The organism is Aquiflexum sp. (assembly GCF_977115555.1).
The window spans coordinates 1-17191 of sequence record NZ_CDSBKL010000044.1; the positions used below are offsets into that span (position 1 = coordinate 1).

At 40.3% G+C, this 17191-nt stretch carries 14 protein-coding genes; 5 read left to right on the forward strand and 9 right to left on the reverse strand.

Annotated features, from left to right (window positions below; all coding sequences use genetic code 11):
- Positions 1–131 precede the first annotated feature (131 nt).
- From ACZFYI_RS04720 to alaS, 6 genes are all read right to left on the reverse strand, one after another.
- Entirely contained in the window at positions 132–971 is an 840-nt protein-coding gene (locus tag ACZFYI_RS04720; protein WP_462522964.1) for a hypothetical protein, read from the reverse strand.
- Positions 968–1546 (reverse strand): hypothetical protein, encoded by a 579-nt coding sequence (locus tag ACZFYI_RS04725; RefSeq protein ID WP_462522965.1) that lies wholly within the window; start codon positions 1544–1546, stop codon positions 968–970. The genes ACZFYI_RS04720 and ACZFYI_RS04725 overlap by 4 nt, the downstream gene beginning before the upstream one ends.
- Before the next feature lie 24 nt (positions 1547–1570).
- A complete protein-coding gene (locus ACZFYI_RS04730; protein ID WP_462522966.1) occupies positions 1571–2044 on the reverse strand; it encodes a nucleoid-structuring protein H-NS in 474 nt (157 codons plus the stop codon).
- 262 nt (positions 2045–2306) lie between these two features.
- A complete protein-coding gene (locus tag ACZFYI_RS04735) occupies positions 2307–3425 on the reverse strand; it encodes a peroxiredoxin family protein (RefSeq protein WP_462522967.1) in 1119 nt (372 codons plus the stop codon).
- 1 nt (position 3426) lies between these two features.
- Complete coding sequence (gatB, locus tag ACZFYI_RS04740) at positions 3427–4887, reverse strand: Asp-tRNA(Asn)/Glu-tRNA(Gln) amidotransferase subunit GatB (protein WP_462522968.1); 1461 nt, start codon at positions 4885–4887, stop codon at positions 3427–3429.
- 83 nt (positions 4888–4970) lie between these two features.
- A complete protein-coding gene (gene alaS / locus ACZFYI_RS04745; protein WP_462522969.1) occupies positions 4971–7601 on the reverse strand; it encodes an alanine--tRNA ligase in 2631 nt (876 codons plus the stop codon).
- 118 nt (positions 7602–7719) lie between these two features.
- Between alaS and ACZFYI_RS04750 the strand changes: the two genes are divergently transcribed.
- Positions 7720–8697 carry a peptidoglycan DD-metalloendopeptidase family protein gene (locus ACZFYI_RS04750; protein WP_462522970.1) on the forward strand — a complete coding sequence of 326 codons (978 nt, stop codon included), beginning with the start codon at positions 7720–7722 and terminating at the stop codon, positions 8695–8697.
- A gap of 330 nt (positions 8698–9027) precedes the next feature.
- Here ACZFYI_RS04750 and ACZFYI_RS04755 read toward each other — a convergent pair whose 3' ends face one another.
- From ACZFYI_RS04755 to ACZFYI_RS04765, 3 genes are read right to left on the reverse strand one after another with little or no spacing between them, the layout of a single operon-like run.
- Complete coding sequence (locus ACZFYI_RS04755; protein ID WP_462522971.1) at positions 9028–10005, reverse strand: hypothetical protein; 978 nt, start codon at positions 10003–10005, stop codon at positions 9028–9030.
- Between the two features lie 20 nt (positions 10006–10025).
- Entirely contained in the window at positions 10026–10700 is a 675-nt protein-coding gene (locus ACZFYI_RS04760) for a hypothetical protein (RefSeq protein WP_462522972.1), read from the reverse strand.
- Positions 10687–11229 carry an RNA polymerase sigma factor gene (locus ACZFYI_RS04765; RefSeq protein ID WP_462522973.1) on the reverse strand — a complete coding sequence of 181 codons (543 nt, stop codon included), beginning with the start codon at positions 11227–11229 and terminating at the stop codon, positions 10687–10689. The genes ACZFYI_RS04760 and ACZFYI_RS04765 overlap by 14 nt, the downstream gene beginning before the upstream one ends.
- A 221-nt stretch (positions 11230–11450) precedes the next feature.
- Between ACZFYI_RS04765 and ACZFYI_RS04770 the strand changes: the two genes are divergently transcribed.
- The 4 genes from ACZFYI_RS04770 (at position 11451) to ACZFYI_RS04785 (ending at position 16407) form a co-directional block, all read left to right on the forward strand.
- Entirely contained in the window at positions 11451–12578 is a 1128-nt protein-coding gene (locus ACZFYI_RS04770; protein ID WP_462522974.1) for a helix-turn-helix domain-containing protein, read from the forward strand.
- 109 nt (positions 12579–12687) lie between these two features.
- Complete coding sequence (locus ACZFYI_RS04775; RefSeq protein WP_462522975.1) at positions 12688–15570, forward strand: M1 family aminopeptidase; 2883 nt, start codon at positions 12688–12690, stop codon at positions 15568–15570.
- Between the two features lie 129 nt (positions 15571–15699).
- Entirely contained in the window at positions 15700–15885 is a 186-nt protein-coding gene (locus tag ACZFYI_RS04780) for a hypothetical protein (RefSeq protein WP_462522976.1), read from the forward strand.
- Positions 15886–16014: 129 nt separating this feature from the next.
- Positions 16015–16407, forward strand: a complete 393-nt coding sequence (locus tag ACZFYI_RS04785) for a DUF302 domain-containing protein (RefSeq protein ID WP_462522977.1) — start codon at positions 16015–16017, stop codon at positions 16405–16407.
- The last annotated feature ends 784 nt before the right edge of the window (positions 16408–17191 follow it).

The following is a 17191-nucleotide window of genomic DNA, read 5'->3' on the forward strand; positions in this document are numbered from 1 at the left end:
CCAAAAACTGTACCTGATCTTCCACTTTTTGTGTCAGTTCTTTCAAGTCTGCTTTGGAATAATCCCCCAAATCCTGGGAAAAGACAGAAGTGTTGATTCCCAAAAAAAGAAGAAGCAAAAAGAGAAGTTGCCTATTTCTGGTCATATATAAAGTCTAATATAGTTTCTTTGTCTCCGGGGTTCAATTTTACCAAATCTCCGATCAACCATCCAGTATTGAAGCCCGGTCGATTGAATTGGTCCAATTCAAAATACCAATTATTGATTTGGAAGAAATGAAACTTGACATCGGATATTGTTTCAAATTTGATGCTACCTTTTTTTAGTTCGTATAAAAATAAGGTGAGGTAATCAGGCACATATTCTTTGGAGGTATATGATTCGGGTGTATCAGAGTTTTCAAATGCCTTGCGCAGGTTCATGAAACCCAATTCATGGCTCAATGGATGGATGAAATTTTTATCCGCTCCGGTTTTTTTATTAAAAATATCTTTGAATGGCTGAAATACTACTTTATCTATGACCCACTCATAACCCAAACCCTCGGGTTGAATTTTTAGGAAAAGGGTAACATTTTCATTTCTGCCTTTATATTGAAAAACTGATACCACTTCAGCAAACCATTCTCCTTCATGAAAATTCAAAAATTGTGGTTGGGATTCTGAGAGCACTTCCCTCATAAACTCCGTTTTCATTTCTCCAGAAATTCCCGAGGTTTCATTGTCAAACAGAATACTGATGAATTTACCTCTTAATTCCCTGTCTCTAAACAAGGCATCTCCGGAATAATATCTTGTGTTGCCATCCTGGCTTTCTTCGGCATTGAATCTTCTAAAAAATTGGTTGACCTGCTTGGTCGAAGCAGCAAATCTGCCATCATCCTTGGGGGAACCGGGGCTAAATAAACCTTGCCCCGGTGCCAATCCATAGGATGTAATCATTAATGTTAATACGAAAATTATTTTTCTCATGCAGCGGTTTCAGTCACACGGATATCTCCTAGCATCACATCCCAGAATTCGATCGTTCTTCCCGCAATTTGGGTTTGTTTTTTCTCAACATAGATCGTGATATCTTTTTTGGTCGTGTCTCTGTAGTTCAAGCCTGTTTCGATCGAAGTACCTTCGAATCTCTGATACACTGTGATGACACCTACGTAGCGGCCATCAGGCTGTCTCTCAAGATCACTGATGTAGTGGATGTCATACCAAGTGATGTTGACGCGGTCATAGTTCAATGCCATCAATCTTTCGAAGTAGTTTCTGACTTTGTAATAGGCAATCTCCTTGCGGCTCAAAGAGGACACTCCCATTTCAGCATCAGGAGCGAATAACTCCTCAGCCCTATCCATAACGCGGTTGGCTTCTGAGAATTGTGTTTCTTTGCTGCCGATGATGCTGATGTATTTGCTGAGGTCCTTTACTTTTTCCAAAGCCAGGGAATCGATAGCCTGCTTTCTTGCAGGGCTGATGTTATCAGTCTGAGCCAACGTAATTGTCGCTGAAGCAAAAAAGAGTAACACGAAAAGAGGGATATATTTTTTCATTATCTAGTGATTTTTCGGTGAATGTTATTTTTTACGACGCAATTCCAATTCAGAAACTTTTCCATTTCCATCAAGTCTGATATCAGAAATGAAGTTTAGGTTTTTCTTAGTATCCTTTAGATAGTTAAGGTATTTCTCTACTGTGGTAGGTTCATCGTAATCTTTTATACCATTTGCTTCATGAATGACAATCAACACAGGTGTTGATGGATTTGAAAACATCCCTTTGGCCTCTTGGATAGTCCTGTTGGCTGCATCAAGATTGGAAGATCCGGCGATGCTGTTGAAATAATTCTCTAACTTACTGACAGCAACTTCTTCAGCGGATGGTCCTGCCGGTGGCGGTGGCGGAGGTGTTGGTTTTACTTCTTCTACAGGAGCCGGCTCGGGAGCAGCCACGACTTTCTTTTTCCCCTTGCAAGCTCCAAGAGCAAGCAATCCAAACAGGGCAATAGTCAACACCCTGCTTAAAGTTGATTTGGCGGTTCTTTTTTTCATGTTTAGTTAATTGATTAGTTTAATAGACTTTTTGAATTTGGGTAATTATGATTGGGTTTTGTAAGAAATTTTCAAACCTGATTTTTTGATTTTTGAATGGCTTCTTTTGCAAATGCTTTATAAATTGGGCATTTTAAATCCTACACAAATCTAATTGAATTTTCCTTTTTTTATCAATTCAGATGGTATAGTCGGTAAAAAATCTTCATTAATCCGACTGACCTCAGTTCTTTTACCCAATGAATGGGTATTCCATCAGAATTTAATCAAAAATCTCCTTTAGTTTGTTCTCTAGGCTAGCTCCTCTCAAATCCTTACCAATAATCTTTCCTTCAGGATCGAGCATATAAGTAGCCGGGATAGCATTGATCTGATAAGTTGCTGCTGCTTCCGAGTTGAAATATTTCAAATCAGAAACATGGGTCCAAGTGAGGTTATCGTCAGCGATAGCTTTGATCCATGCCTCTTTGGTCCTGTCCAAAGAAACACCAAATACCTCAAATCCCTGATCCTTATATTGATTGTAAAGACGAACCACATTGGGATTCTCTTCTCGGCATGGCCTGCACCATGCTGCCCAAAAATCAATCAAAACATACTTTCCTCTCAGATCCGACAATTTTATCAATTCCCCATTGGGATTCGGTAATGAAATCTCCGGCGCCACCTGACCAATGGACAAGGCACGCAGATCATCCAATTGAAGCAATAAAGATTGAATCATCTTGGTGTTGGGATATTTTTCATTCAGTCCTGTTACCAATTCATCGATGAACTGGAAATCGCTTTTGATGTTCAACATCGAAATACCCGCCATCGTGGCAAAGCTGCCGTCCATAGTGGAAAGAACTTCCTTCACCTTTTCACTTTGGGTAATTTCAAGGTTCATAGCCGTAGCCTGAATAGACTTGATGGCTTCCTGATCCCTTTTGCTCATCGCTTCAAAATAAGCTGTATTCAAATCGTTAACGGTTTTTTGGTATTCAGCTATCAAAGCCTCAACCTTTTGAAGGTTTTTGGAATCTTCCGCTCCTTCTACCCTAAGGCTTGCCTCGTCATTGAAGTCATAAAAAACTTCCACATCTTCTTCAAATAGTGCGAGTTTGACTATTTTTTGGTTCATAAAATGCAACTCAAAAAACCCAGGTCCCTCCAAACTGAGTTCATATTCGAAGTCACCACCCGAACCCATCGGGATTTCACTTATGATTTCTGTACTTTCATTTGCAAACTTATAAATCTCGATTTTTCCCTCAGGAGCGTTTTTCACTTCCCCAGATACCATTACAGCGCCATCAAATTCCTGCTTACTATCTTTCTCACAGGCAGCAAACAAAACCACAAGTACAAAAGAAAAATATTTAACAAATGGATTTTTCATGTCAATTTTCAAGTATTTCGGTCAATAATTTAGTAGCTACTTTCGGGTCGGCTTTTCCTTGGGATTTTTTCATTACCTGTCCCATAAACATTCCCATCAATCCTTTTTTGCCGGAACGGTATTCTGCTACTTTCGCAGCATTTTCAGACAAAACAGTCTCTATGATTGGCATCAAAGAACCTTCGTCACTCTCTTGGATGAGGTTAAGGTCTTGAGCGATTTCGATTGGACGCTTTGTCTTATGGAGTAACATCTCCGGATATACTTTCTGTGAAGCCACAGAAAAGTTGATCTTTCCTTCATCAATGATTGCAATCAATTCTGCCAAACTTTTCGCGGGAATCGGAAAATCAGAAATATGAAGTGTGAGTTCATTCAGATAGGATTTGACAGGACCCATCACCCAATTGGCTGCACCTTTGTAATTTTGGGTATGGAGACATACGTCTTCATAATAAAGTGCGATTTCTTTGCTGTCAGTCAAAACACCCGCATCATATTCTGAAAGACCATATTGGTTTATGAATTTATGGTGCAATTCACGTGGCAATGCCGGCATAGAAGTTTTGACACTTTCAAGCCATTCCTCTGAAACAATAACAGGGCTAAGGTCAGGCTCAGGGAAATACCTATAGTCGTTAAGGTCTTCTTTGGTTCGCATGCTAGCCGTCAAACCAGTAGTCGCATCAAATGTCCTGGTTTCGGAGATGATTTCAATATTTGATTCAGCCATTTCTACCTGCCTCTCAAACTCATGCTCAATCGCCCTGACGACATTCCTAAAGGAGTTCATGTTTTTGACCTCGACTTTCTTTCCGTATTCAGCAGCACCTCTCAACCTTACAGAAACATTGGCATCACAGCGCAAAGACCCTTCTTCCATGTTTCCGTCACAGATATCAAGATACCTGACGAGTTTCTTGATTTCTACCAAATAGGCATATGCCTCATCAGAAGAACGCATGTCCGGCTCCGAAACGATTTCTATCAATGGTACCCCTGCTCTATTGAAATCCACTAAAGTATCCACTTCTCCTGCAAGGTGCATGGATTTCCCTGCATCTTCCTCCATGTGGATTCTTGTCAGGGCAACAGATTTTTTGCTGCCGTCAGGAAGTGTGATGGGAACATTTCCCCCAACACAAATCGGATTTTTGTCCTGAGTAATCTGGTAACCTTTGGGAAGGTCCGGATAAAAATAATTCTTCCTTGCAAAAATATTATGCCTTGTGATCTCGCAATCGCAGGCCAATCCCATCTTGATGGCAAATTCAACTGCCTTCCTGTTCACCTTGGGAAGGGTACCGGGATGACCAAGGGTAATAACTGAAATATGTGTATTGGGTAGATTTCCAAACTCCGTGGAATCAGAAGTGTACATCTTACTCTGTGTCAGCAACTGGGCATGTACCTCAAGTCCAATGACCAATTCATACTTGTTTTTTACTTCTGCTGAAAGCATCTTGTCTTTTTTATTCTGTATTACAATAGTCCTAAAATTGGATTCAATATAGTCTAAAACCAAATTTGGAACTCTTTATTCTTTTATAAACTACCTAAAAGCAACTTGGCCTTTACCAATACTGCCGGCAACCCGGAAAGATTTTTGCCTCCGGCGGTAGCGAAGAAAGGCTGTCCTCCTCCTCCTCCATCGATTTCTTTTGCCAAATCCCTGACCAATACCCCTGCATTCAGTGATTTTTCAGTGACTAGGTTCTCGCTGATCAGAACTGCCACCTGCGGTTTACCGTCAATTTCAGCAGCCAATACGGCTATCACATTTTCCACCTCATTCTTCAGCTCAAAGGCGAGTTTCTTCAAGGCATCAGCAGATGGCATCGAAATCTTAGCAATAATCTGCTTCGTTCCATTTACTTCTTGGATAGAGCCTATCAGTTCTTGCTTGAGTGCTCCAGCCTGTTGGGTTTGGACAGACTCCAATTCCTTCCTAAGCTCATTCCGCTCCTGAAGCAAAGCCTCGATTGATTTTTTGACATCTCTCGGATTTTTTAACAATTCCTGAATTTCCTTTACTAATTGGAACTGTTCATTCACATAAGCCTCCGCGGCATCAGCAGTGATCGCCTCTATCCTTCTGACTCCTGCTGATATTGATCCTTCAGAAACAATCTTAAACAAACCGATAACGCCTGTCGATGATACGTGTGTACCGCCACAGAGTTCCACAGAAAAATTCCTGTCAAAGGTAATTACCCTCACAAAATCACCATACTTCTCCCCAAACAATGCCGTAGCGCCTTGGTTTTTTGCCTCAGCAATGGGTACATTTCTTTGCTCATTGAGCGCAATGTTTTCCCTGATTTTGGTATTGACGATACTTTCTACTTGGGAGATTTCCTCTTCAGTCAGCTTCGCAAAATGGGAAAAGTCAAAACGGAGGATTTCCTCATTGACCAAAGAACCCTTTTGCTGCACATGATCGCCCAATACCTGCTTGAGCGCCGCATGCAACAAGTGGGTGGCAGTGTGGTTGTTCATGCTCAGCTTCCTTTTACCCCCGTCAACTTTGGAAGTGAATAAAGCCTCGGGCTTAGAAGGAAGCCTGTCCACAAAATGTACGATCAGGTCGTTTTCCTTTTTGGTATCTAAGACTTTGATGCTTTCATTATCAGATTGTAACAAACCTTTATCTCCAACCTGTCCTCCACTTTCGGCATAAAAGGGTGTCCTGTCCAATACCAATTGGAACCTGTCTCCTTTTTTGTCTTTGATCTGTCGGTATTTGACAATTCTGCTTTGGGATTCCAAATAGTCATATCCAATAAACTCTACTCCTTCATCTTCTCCTACCATGACCCAATCTCCTGTCTCCTGCTCAGCAGCTGCTCTGGATCTGGTTTTTTGCTTATCCATTTCTACACCGAAACCTTTCTCATCCACCGAAAGACCATTTTCCCTGGCGATCAGGGAAGTTAGGTCTAATGGAAAACCAAAAGTATCATACAATTCAAAAGCGGTTTTTCCGTCAATTACCTGTTGACCTGAAGCAGCCATTTCTTCTTTGATCTGATCGAGTTTTTTAAGTCCGTTGTCCAAAGTCCTCAGAAAAGAGTTTTCTTCTTCCATGATTACTTTGGCGATAAAATCCTGTTGCGCGGCTACCTCAGGGAAAATATCCCCAAATGTCTCTGCAAGCAAAGGCAGAAGCTCGTACAAAAACGGTCTTTGGAAGCCAAGGAAAGTATAACCATACCTGACCGCCCTTCTCAAAATCCTTCGGATCACATAGCCTGCCTTGTTGTTGGAAGGAAGTTGACCGTCTGCAATGGTAAATGAAATGGCCCTGATATGGTCCACAATCACACGCATGGCGATATCTATCTTTTCATCCTTACCATATTCCTTTCCGGATTTGGTAGCTATAGCCTGAATAAATGGCGTAAAAACATCTGTATCATAATTGGAAGACTTGTTTTGGATGGCCCTTACAAGCCTTTCAAAACCCATTCCAGTATCTACATGTTTGGCAGGGAGTTCTTTCAGACTTCCGTCCGAAATCCTGTTGAACTGCATGAAAACCAAATTCCAGATTTCGATAACTTGAGGATGGTCGTTATTGACAAGGTCATAGCCGTTCACTTGCTCCCTTTCCCCATCATGCCTTAAGTCCACGTGGATTTCTGAGCAAGGCCCGCATGGACCTGTATCACCCATTTCCCAAAAATTATCTTTCTTGCTTCCAAAAATAATTCTGCTCTCAGGTAGGATTTTGCTCCAAATCTGAAAAGCTTCCATGTCCCTATCCAAATTGTCTCCGGCATCTCCTCCAAAAACAGAAACATACAACCTGTCTTTTGGCAACTGATAGACTTCTGTCAACAATTCCCAAGCCCATTCGATGGCCTCTTTCTTGAAGTAATCACCAAATGACCAGTTGCCCAGCATCTCAAACATGGTGTGGTGGTAAGTGTCCACCCCTACTTCTTCCAAGTCATTGTGCTTGCCGGAAACCCGCAAACATTTTTGACTGTTGGCTACCCGGAGAAACTTCGGTTCTTCATTTCCCAAAAAATAATCCTTGAACTGATTCATACCTGCATTGGTAAACATCAGAGTAGGGTCATTCTTGACCACAATCGGCGAAGAAGGGACATACTGGTGCTTTTTTGATTCAAAAAATTCTATAAATAAATTTCTGATTTCTTTGGCTTTCATCTAACCTATTGACTATTTTCGGATTATCTATTTTATTTCCTATATTTGTGACGCCCCAACTGCTATCACCCAACTGCCACAGGGGCACAAAATTAGAATATTTACCTCGCAATCCGTAATGAGTAGAATAAAATATTACTACGACCCCAAAACCTGTAAGTACGAGCGATACAAGCGAAGCAACTGGGATATTGTCCTCAATTCTCTTGGTTTCTTTTCCCTCGCCTCCGTATTTGCAGTCATCATGCTGCTTTCATTCAATTATTTTTTTGAAAGCCCAAAAGAGCTGATGCTTAAGAAAGAAAATCAGGAACTTACCCTCTACTACCAGCTTTTGGAAGGGGAAGTCACAAAACTGAACCACATGATGGGAGATCTCCAGCAAAGAGATGACAACCTCTACAGGATCATTTTTGAAACCGAACCCATTCCTGGCGAAATGAGAAATGCCGGTATTGGTGGATCAGACAGATACAAAGAGATCAAAGAAAAAGGGTTGAAACAAGAAGATCTTGTCATTTCCCTTTCCCAAAAAGTGGATGCCTTGAAGCGTCAGATGTATGTACAATCCGTCAGCTATGATGAGGTGACAGACATGGCTTACAAAAAAGAGGAATATTGGGCTGCCGTTCCTGCGATCCAACCGATTCTAAATGAAAGCCTAAACATGCTTGCCTCAGGATACGGAATGAGAATCCATCCCATCCTGAAAGTTAGGAAAATGCACAAAGGGGTGGATTTTGCTGCACCAAAAGGAACACCAATTTATGCAACAGGTGACGGAGTGGTCATTTCAGTCAAAACCGTTTTTGGAGGATATGGAAAGCATATTGAAATAGACCATGGTTTTGGGTTCATAACCCGCTATGCCCACATGAATGAATTCAAAGTCAAAAGAGGTCAAAAAGTCAAACGCGGAGACCTTATCGGAACAGTGGGAAATACCGGCTCCTCCACTGCCCCACATGTGCACTATGAAATCATGAAGGACGGGAGGTTTGTCAATCCTGTAAACTATTTCTTCAAAGACCTTACACCGGAAGAGTTTGACAAAATCCTTGAACTTTCAGGCAGAGAAAACCAATCCTTGAGTTGATCCTGACCAATAGACTTCTTTAAAAAAAAACCAAACCCCGGCCGAAAAATACGACCGGGGTTTTTTGATATCTAAAACCAAAAAAAACTTGCCCAAATTCTTTGGGATCTCGCGGAATCTATAAAATAAGCTGCCTAGCAAACTGCCTCAGGGTCGGTAAAGCCCATCCAAAATAAGCCCTGAAGGGGCGAAATATCCTAAGGATGGGTGAAGCCCATCTAAACACGGCCGAATAAATTTGGCACTAGCCCTGAAGGGGTGAAACAAAAAACAAATACACAAAAAAACGCAGCCTTTCCAGACTGCGTTTAATTTTACTCGATTTAAGATTTAAAACCCAATCCCAATTCTGAATCCTGGGGTAACTTCCTTGAAAAACCCATTGAAATAAAGCTGAGGTGCCACGGATATTCCTTTTCCAACAGCCCAATTTAAACCGAATCTCATCGTGTTGGGTTTGAATACATCTCCGTTTCTATTGACAATGGTACCAAACTCCATGCCCAACCAATTTGGATCATCCTTTTGGCTCGAAAAGTTCACTTTATATCCCAAATTGACAAAGGTGTTGATAACGGGGGAATTATCCTCATTAAATGAAAACATGAGGTTTGTAGAAGCGTAAAACTGGTTTTTCAAAATCCCTTTTTTATTAAATTGGAAAGCGAGCTCACCTGAAATATCTGTAAGAAACTTGCTTCTGTAGACATTTGCACCAATACCAGCACTCAATCTTAACATATCCATATCCCCTGAAACCTTGTTTTCAATCAATTTGGATTTACCTATCTCCCCTTCATACTGATATTCCAAAAACCGCAAGTGCCTGTTTTTCTCCGGAAGTTCAGCTACGATTCCTTCCAATAAGGCTTTGAAATCTGCATTCATCAGGGCCTCCGCATCGTTGAACTGGATATTTACTTGATTCCTACTCTGTGGAATTGTGAGGATGGCCTGATTTCGGAAATTCTCGGTCGGTCCGCTATTTGCTGACAAGGAATAACTGACAATCTTATTGCTCTGGAGAATTTCAATTTTTGTTTGAAACTTGTACTCAATGATATAGGATTCATTTTGAGGAATGTCACCTTTCATTTCCTTTAGCCTGCTTTGGAAATCCTGCATGATGGTAAGCAATCGGCTATCTTCGCTTAGTTCATGGTAATCAGCTGACAGGATATACATGCTAAGGCTTTCGTTTCCATGATAATAAATCGTATCCCTTGGAACATTATCGCTCTGGGCGAAGACATTGCCAACATTGAATAGGCAAAGCAATAAAAAGATCAATGGTGTGGTAGATTTCATAATATAGTTGGTTTAGTTTTTTAGAATTTGATATTGAGTGCAAGTGATTTTCCAGAATTAAACGTTTGGCTATTGCTTCCAAACCTGAACCTCAGATTACTTTGTTTTTTGATCACAGGATCCTTTAGCGTTTCTTCTTTTTCTTGATGAGATAAAAGCAATTCAGCTTTCGATACCAGGGGAAGTATTTCGGGAATCTCAATTTCTGAGTAAGGCACGATCACCAATGATTCCATAGGCAAGTCAATTTCAGGATAGACTTCATTAATTATTTCCTTATCTATTGCCTTGGCTAAATTTTGTCTTTTTACGAATTGGATACTTTTCTCAGGTTTGGTTTCAGAGATTGGTTCCTCAATTATTGTTGGAGCTTTATCAGTTTCCACGAGCTCATCAGACTTGAGAATTTCAGTACCTGATACTTCAGAGGGACTCTCTCTATTCCTATCAATTTGCAAGGCAACGAGTTCTTTTTCCTTTGACTGTAATCTCAAAAAAAGGAAGGAGGAGACAAGCAATAGGGTAATAGCCGCTGCCATAGCCAAAACAAACCCCAAATACAGGCCTGATTTTTTCTTAGGCTTATCTATAGCCTCCCATATCCTTGCTTTGGTATCTAGTGCATAGTTTTCGAACCTTCTTTCGGATTCCTGCAGGCCCCTTTTGATGATTTCATCTATTTCATTTAAGTGCATGGCTTGATTTTTTTAATTTGAGAATCATGTAATTTCTTGCTTTGCTGAGTTGGGATTTCGAGGTGTTTTCATTGATTTGAAGTATCTCACCAATCTCCTTATGTGAATATCCTTCTATGGCAAAGAGGTTGAAAACAGTTCTGTAGCCTTTGGGCATCGCTTCCAAAAGCTGATATACTTCTTCTGCATCGATAAAATCACTGTTAACTTCGAGGCTCGCATTCAAAGTCAGGATCGTTTCATCTTCCTGAAAAACCAGTGCTTTTTTGCTTTTCAAAAACCTGATGGATTCATTGATGACTACAGTGTTGATCCATTTTTGTAGACTCCCTTCTCCTCGGTAATCGAAGTTGCCAATGTTCTTGAAAATCCTCGTGTATGAAATCGAAAGCACATCTTCGGTATCATGGTAGTTGGACAGGTACCGCATGGCCACATGGAAGGTTCGCCTGTAATGCATGTCAAAGAGGTACCTTTGGACATTGGTGTCGTTTTTGATGCAACCTGCTATGATTTCCGTTTCTTCCAAGGGTCTGTGTGGTTTTCAAAAATTGGAACCTGAAAATTTACCCAGACGTTGCCTGGCAAAAAATAATAATGTGTGAAAGAATGTTAATGCGCCATTTTGGTTAGAAAATAAAAGCCATAGGCATGAATCTAACCTATTCACCTCAAGGCTAATGGCGTTGACTACTTCTTAAAATCGAAAGATTCTTGGTAAATTCCATCTGAAATACTAGTTTTCCACCTATGCAGCTGGATTTTCATTGGATCAATATATTGATACTTTTTGGTGCGATTCAAGGCTTGGTCTTTATTGGGATTCTCCTTTTTCACAAAAAGCATCCGGGCCGAATATTTCTTGCCTTAGTCATGTTGGCTTTGGTTTACAATGCATTTGAGACTTTCAACTGGAGTGCAGGATTGGACCAATACATCATCTTCTTTGATTTTTTTCCATTTGTTACGATTTTCCTGATCGGACCGGGATTCTATCTTTATTTCAAATCCTTGCTGAATATCGGATTTAGCCCAAGCAGAAAAGAAACCCTTCTTGCATTTTCCCCATTTCTTTTCCAATTGACCTATGCCCTTGTCAAATCCTTTGGGTATTTTGCCTATTTCAAATTGGATTGGAAGGAAATCGAGCTTCCCTTGACCTGGTTGTTTCGGATATATGATATCTACAGTGAAGTTTGGAGTCTATTGGTGTTTGTGTTTTTTACCATTATTTCAGTGATTCTGGTAAAAAGGAAAAGCGCTATTCTCAAATCAGATCCTGACAAAAAAGAGATTTTACATTGGGTCAAAAGTATCCTTTTATTTCAAATAATATTTGCAATAGGATGGACGCTTACATTAATTGCCCCCATTTGGTACAATGGAGAATATGGCTCCCATTACTATCCCATTGAACTTTTTTTGGTGATGTTTTTATATTGGTCCGCCATGGCGGGTTTTTGGAAAGTCAAATCAATCCAGACTGAGAATTCACCCAAATCCAAAGAAACCAATCCGGAAGCATTTGGGACATTGGAACTTTTGCATAAAACGATGGATAAAGACCACCTATATCTCAATCCCAATCTTACCCTTCAGATTTTTGCAGACCACTTGGGCATTGCTCCAAAAGAAATTTCTTATGCCCTTAATCAGGCAGGAAACACCAATTTCAATGATTTCATCAATTACAAGAGGGTTGAGGCATTTTGCGGTTCCATGGCCAATGAAAAAAAAACCAACCTGACCATTTTCGGGGTAGCTCAAGAATGTGGTTTCAATTCACCTGCTACTTTTCAAAGGGCTTTCAAGAAAGTAAAAAACATGAGCCCAAAGGTTTATCTTGTAGGAATGGAAGAGAAAAAAGCAAAAGTGTAAGTCCTGATTTTTATGCTCAAATCTGGATTTGAGCTCAATTGCCCGGTTATAAATTCACTTTTCGATTTGGGTATCCGTATTTTTAGAAAAAATTATTGATAGGTTACCTATGAACCACCAATTCCATTTTCACCTCAAGTGTATTTTTATTGTTATCACTACTATTACTTTTTCGGCTTTTAATGGCTATTCGCAAAACTTTACCATTCGTGGCAAAATCATTGATAAGACTAGCAAAGAACCCATTCCATTTGTCAATGTGGGAAATACCCAATATAATGCAAGCACAGTAGCTGACCTAAACGGAAACTTTTCTCTAACACTTTCAACCAGAACAGCGATCATCAATTTTTCGTGCATGGGTTATAAACCTGTGGCACTAAATGTATCCCAAGCCGGTTCACAATTGTTGGTCGAAATGGAACAGGATATCATCACCCTACAAACCGTGGATGTCAAGCCGATTGATCCTCTTGCTTTGATGAGGGAGGCCATACAAAACATTCCTGAAAATTATGGCATTGACACCACCCTATTGAGTGGGTATTATAAAAATTACACCATTTTGGGAGACAAAAACCTGCGTTACACAGAAGCCTTTTTGGATATCTATAAGCCTCCGTTTATTGCCCACAACAACAAAAAAAACATTGTGGGGGACTCGATCATTGTCAGGGAAATCAGAACAAAACCTTCCGAGATTGATGACTGGAAAATCATGATGCTAACACCTTGGGAATTGGGCATTCACATGCTGCAAAATAGAGATGTGGCAAGGGATTTTACCACTACCCTCAGGGATCCTTGGCTGGACAGTTACCGTTTTGAATTGGAGGACTTGATCAATTTTGAAGGAAGGCCAACTTATAAGATCAAACTCCATCCAAAAAATTTTAAGAAGTACGGGATCTGGAACGGCTATATTTTTATTGATGAGAAAACCAAAGCTTTTGCAAAATGGGATGTCTGGTCTACGGATAAGGTGTATAGGAGACTGACTTCCAATGCCGGCTATATCATGGTGACCAACCTGTACAAATTCCACTACAAAGAAGGCGAATGGCGGGAGGTCCTCCAATACAGACTGAAGGATGGAATCTGGTACCTGGATGAGGTCAATGCAGAAAAAAACTTCATCGTCAACAGCAAAAAACGGGACATGGACCATCTGCCATTGGTTCAAAAACTCCATTATAAAACTACAGCATATGCCAAAAATCCTGTTTTCCCTGATTCGGGTTTTCTTTCTCATGACCTTGGTAAAGCTGAAAAATCCTTTGAGGCAAACTACCGACCAGAGTTTTGGAGAGATTTTGATAAATCCAGAGGAATAGAGACCGATGAAAGAAATTATGGGATGAAGAATAATTTTCCCGAGTACAAGCCCTATCAATTTTCGAGGTTGGATACACTGAAAGGAACGCTGACCCCGTTGCGGACAGCCTTCGATGTGGGCTATTACCATTTGGATGTGGAAGTATTTCCCGAAGCGGAAGAGATCAAAGGAAGCAGTCTGATCAGATTTAGGGTGGTGGAACCAACGGATAAAATCCAGATTGACCTGTATTCGGGAATGGAGATTGACAGCATTGTCTACAAGTCAAAGTCCTTGGAATTTGAAAGGGAGTACGATGCGGTGTATGTTTCATTTGGGGAGCAATTACAAAAAGACACAATCGAAGAGATCAAGGTATATTTTGGGGGAAGACCATTGGATTTTGATCCTTTGACACCCATGTTTGCTTCATTCTTATGGTTTACAGATGACAATGATAATCCATGGATGCAGGCCATTTGCCAAGGTTACGGCGCAAGCGGTTGGTGGCCAACCAAAGACCACCTGTCAGATGAACCTGATTCCGCAGCCATCAGCATCACCAATCCCTCAGATTTGGTCGCAGTGGCGAATGGCAGGTTGATGGAGAAAATGAAATTGGAAAATGGCAAAACCCGAACTACCTGGCATGTCTTCTACCCTATCAACAACTACAACATCACCCTGAACATTGGGAAATATGATCAGATTAAGAAAGTTTTCCCTTCACTTGAAGGGGAATTGGATGTGGAATACCATGTGATGGATTACCATCTCGACAACGTAAGTTCCAAATATGCTATAACAGAAAAAGTCCTAGAAACCTTTGAGAAGTATTTTGGACCCTATCCTTTTCCTAGAGATGGCATCAAATTCATTGAAACCCCACATGCCATGGAACATCAGAGTGCGGTGGCTTTGGGTTTTGACTTTTTCCAAGATGACGCATCTGATGGTCAAGAAAAAACAAAACCTGACTTTGCCTCAGGAGAACTTCCCGATCAGATCCTCCTGCATGAGTTTGCCCATGAGTGGTGGGGCAACAGTGTGAGTTGCACCGACAACGCTGAACTTTGGATCCATGAAGCTTTTGCAACTTATGCAGAAGCGATTTTTATCGAGGAACAATACAGTTACGAGGAAGCCTTAGTATATCTCAACGCCATGAAACCAAGCATCTCCAACAAACAGCCTGTCATCGGCCATTTCGGTGTCAACCATGTCCATTACAATATTTGGGACATGTATGCGAAGGGTGCGCTTTTCCTGAACACACTGAGGCATGTGATTGACGATGACAAAGTATGGTTTGAAATAATAAAAGGGATTCCAAGAGACTTCAAATACCAAAGCATCAATACGTATCAGATTTTGGAATACTTCAACCAAAAAACCGGAAAAGACCTTAGGACCCTGTTTGACCAATACCTCAGGTTGACCGAAATTCCGGTTCTTGAAATTCAAATAAAAGAAAGGTCATCAGGCAATATCCTCCAATACAGATGGAAAGCAAATACCGAAGGATTTGCCATGCCGGTTTCATTTCAAAATGCTTCGGGTCAAAAGAAATGGCTTTATCCAAACTCAGATTGGCAAAAAATGGAGTTGGGAAATTCCCAACTCAAGGATTTAAACTTTCATACAGACAGGTTTTATGTCAACATTGAAAAACCTTGACAATCAGACATATTGACAGAAAACATTTCTGGAACCGTTTTTGAAAAGCTGTTAATTATTAGGGATTTTTTTTCCTTTTAGATTTTGGCTTAGAAGAAAGAAAATTGTAAAATCTGATTTAGCAGAAATATGAAACTCTTGTCCAAAATTTTCAAATCAGCTTGGAAATCATTCAGAAACATAGTTTGGGCTTTGATTGTGGCTTTTATGTTGGGGGTCCATAATTTTTACACAGGCGAGACAAAATCCAAAGACGACATTGTTTTCCATATCGGGCAAGATGTAATTGAAGAAAACGCTGCTCCGAAAGATTGAATAATTTTTTTTGAATAAAAGACCTTAACTGAACCCAACCTGTTTAAGAAGTATACAGACTAGCGTAACAATTATCACCTTTTTTAAGAGTCGATTGGACTAGATTTAAAAAATAAACCAAAATATTGTATGACTTACCACATCTCAAAAACCCTCCCCAAGCAAGATTTCCTTGCTGTCAAAGAAAAAATCACAGAGGCCTTAAAGTCTGAAGGCTTTGGCGTATTGACTGAAATAGATATTCAGGCCACGATGAAAAAGAAATTGGACAAGGACTATAAGCCTTTCATGATTTTGGGAGCATGCAATCCTGTCTATGCTGACAAAGTATTGAGCATAGACCCTCATATGAGTATCATGCTTCCCTGCAACGTCACGCTGCGGGAATTGGAAAACGGGGAAATTGAGGTATCTGCAGTCGAACCGGTAGCAGCTATGGGTAGCATGGGAAATGAGGCCATTGAGACCCTCGCCAAAGAAGTACAACAAAAACTCAGCAGGGTCGTAGAAAAGGTAGTTTGAATACTTTCGATAAAAAAAATGTACTTGTCACTATTGTATTGGATGGTTCAAAATAATCCTAATACCTTCATTGGAGATTTGCAGATTTAAAGCTAACTTTTATAAAATTTACTAGCCATGTCAAAAGAAAAAACAGTAAAAAAAGAAGAGAAAAAGAAGCCTGGTAAAAACCTCAAAGAAAAAAGAGCTGAAAAGAAAGCTAAAAAAGACGGCAAAAAAAATGATTGATTTTCCCACTGGGAAACCAATCCACCAGGCAATAGAAAAGCCCTTGGAACTTGGTTCCAAGGGCTTTTTTTTGACCGGCCTGTCCCATACTGAAATAGCGTTATACAGTCCTCAAATAAAAACCAGAATCTCATCATTATTCATTACCATGACATCATCAGAGCTGCTGACATCTTGATTCTGATTTCAATAAACCTAATTTTTTAGATTGAATTTCCTCCTGCTTTAGCTGGAGGGGAAAGAAAAGCATCGATCATCTCCCCAGGCTTTAGCCAAATTAAATCCAACTCCATAAATCCAATCTTAATGTTTTGGCTAAAGCCGATTTGTTGCTTGGCATTTTTATTGAATGGGCTAAAGCCACATTCCTATTGATACTGGAGAATCCAACATGTCATTCCTTTTCTGAACATTTTTAAAAATGTTAAAGACTTAGAATGATAATCAAAAATCCAAGTTTGCAGTCCCTACAACCCGAAAAAGCGAAGCAGACAACCAAAAAATCCAGTTTTGAGTCTCCGTTTTCACTCTGCAGTCCCGACAGCCCGAGAACGCG

What these genes read in the sequence shown, in the direction of transcription:
- ACZFYI_RS04720 (WP_462522964.1), bottom strand. Translation starts at nt 971, where the DNA reads ATGAGAAAAATAATTTTCGTATTAACATTAATGATTACATCCTATGGA.
- ACZFYI_RS04725 (WP_462522965.1), bottom strand. Translation starts at nt 1,546, where the DNA reads ATGAAAAAATATATCCCTCTTTTCGTGTTACTCTTTTTTGCTTCAGCG.
- ACZFYI_RS04730 (WP_462522966.1), bottom strand. Translation starts at nt 2,044, where the DNA reads ATGAAAAAAAGAACCGCCAAATCAACTTTAAGCAGGGTGTTGACTATT.
- ACZFYI_RS04735 (WP_462522967.1), bottom strand. Translation starts at nt 3,425, where the DNA reads ATGAAAAATCCATTTGTTAAATATTTTTCTTTTGTACTTGTGGTTTTG.
- gatB (WP_462522968.1), bottom strand. Translation starts at nt 4,887, where the DNA reads ATGCTTTCAGCAGAAGTAAAAAACAAGTATGAATTGGTCATTGGACTT.
- alaS (WP_462522969.1), bottom strand. Translation starts at nt 7,601, where the DNA reads ATGAAAGCCAAAGAAATCAGAAATTTATTTATAGAATTTTTTGAATCA.
- ACZFYI_RS04750 (WP_462522970.1), top strand. Translation starts at nt 7,720, where the DNA reads ATGAGTAGAATAAAATATTACTACGACCCCAAAACCTGTAAGTACGAG.
- ACZFYI_RS04755 (WP_462522971.1), bottom strand. Translation starts at nt 10,005, where the DNA reads ATGAAATCTACCACACCATTGATCTTTTTATTGCTTTGCCTATTCAAT.
- ACZFYI_RS04760 (WP_462522972.1), bottom strand. Translation starts at nt 10,700, where the DNA reads ATGCACTTAAATGAAATAGATGAAATCATCAAAAGGGGCCTGCAGGAA.
- ACZFYI_RS04770 (WP_462522974.1), top strand. Translation starts at nt 11,451, where the DNA reads ATGCAGCTGGATTTTCATTGGATCAATATATTGATACTTTTTGGTGCG.
- ACZFYI_RS04775 (WP_462522975.1), top strand. Translation starts at nt 12,688, where the DNA reads ATGAACCACCAATTCCATTTTCACCTCAAGTGTATTTTTATTGTTATC.
- ACZFYI_RS04780 (WP_462522976.1), top strand. Translation starts at nt 15,700, where the DNA reads ATGAAACTCTTGTCCAAAATTTTCAAATCAGCTTGGAAATCATTCAGA.
- ACZFYI_RS04785 (WP_462522977.1), top strand. Translation starts at nt 16,015, where the DNA reads ATGACTTACCACATCTCAAAAACCCTCCCCAAGCAAGATTTCCTTGCT.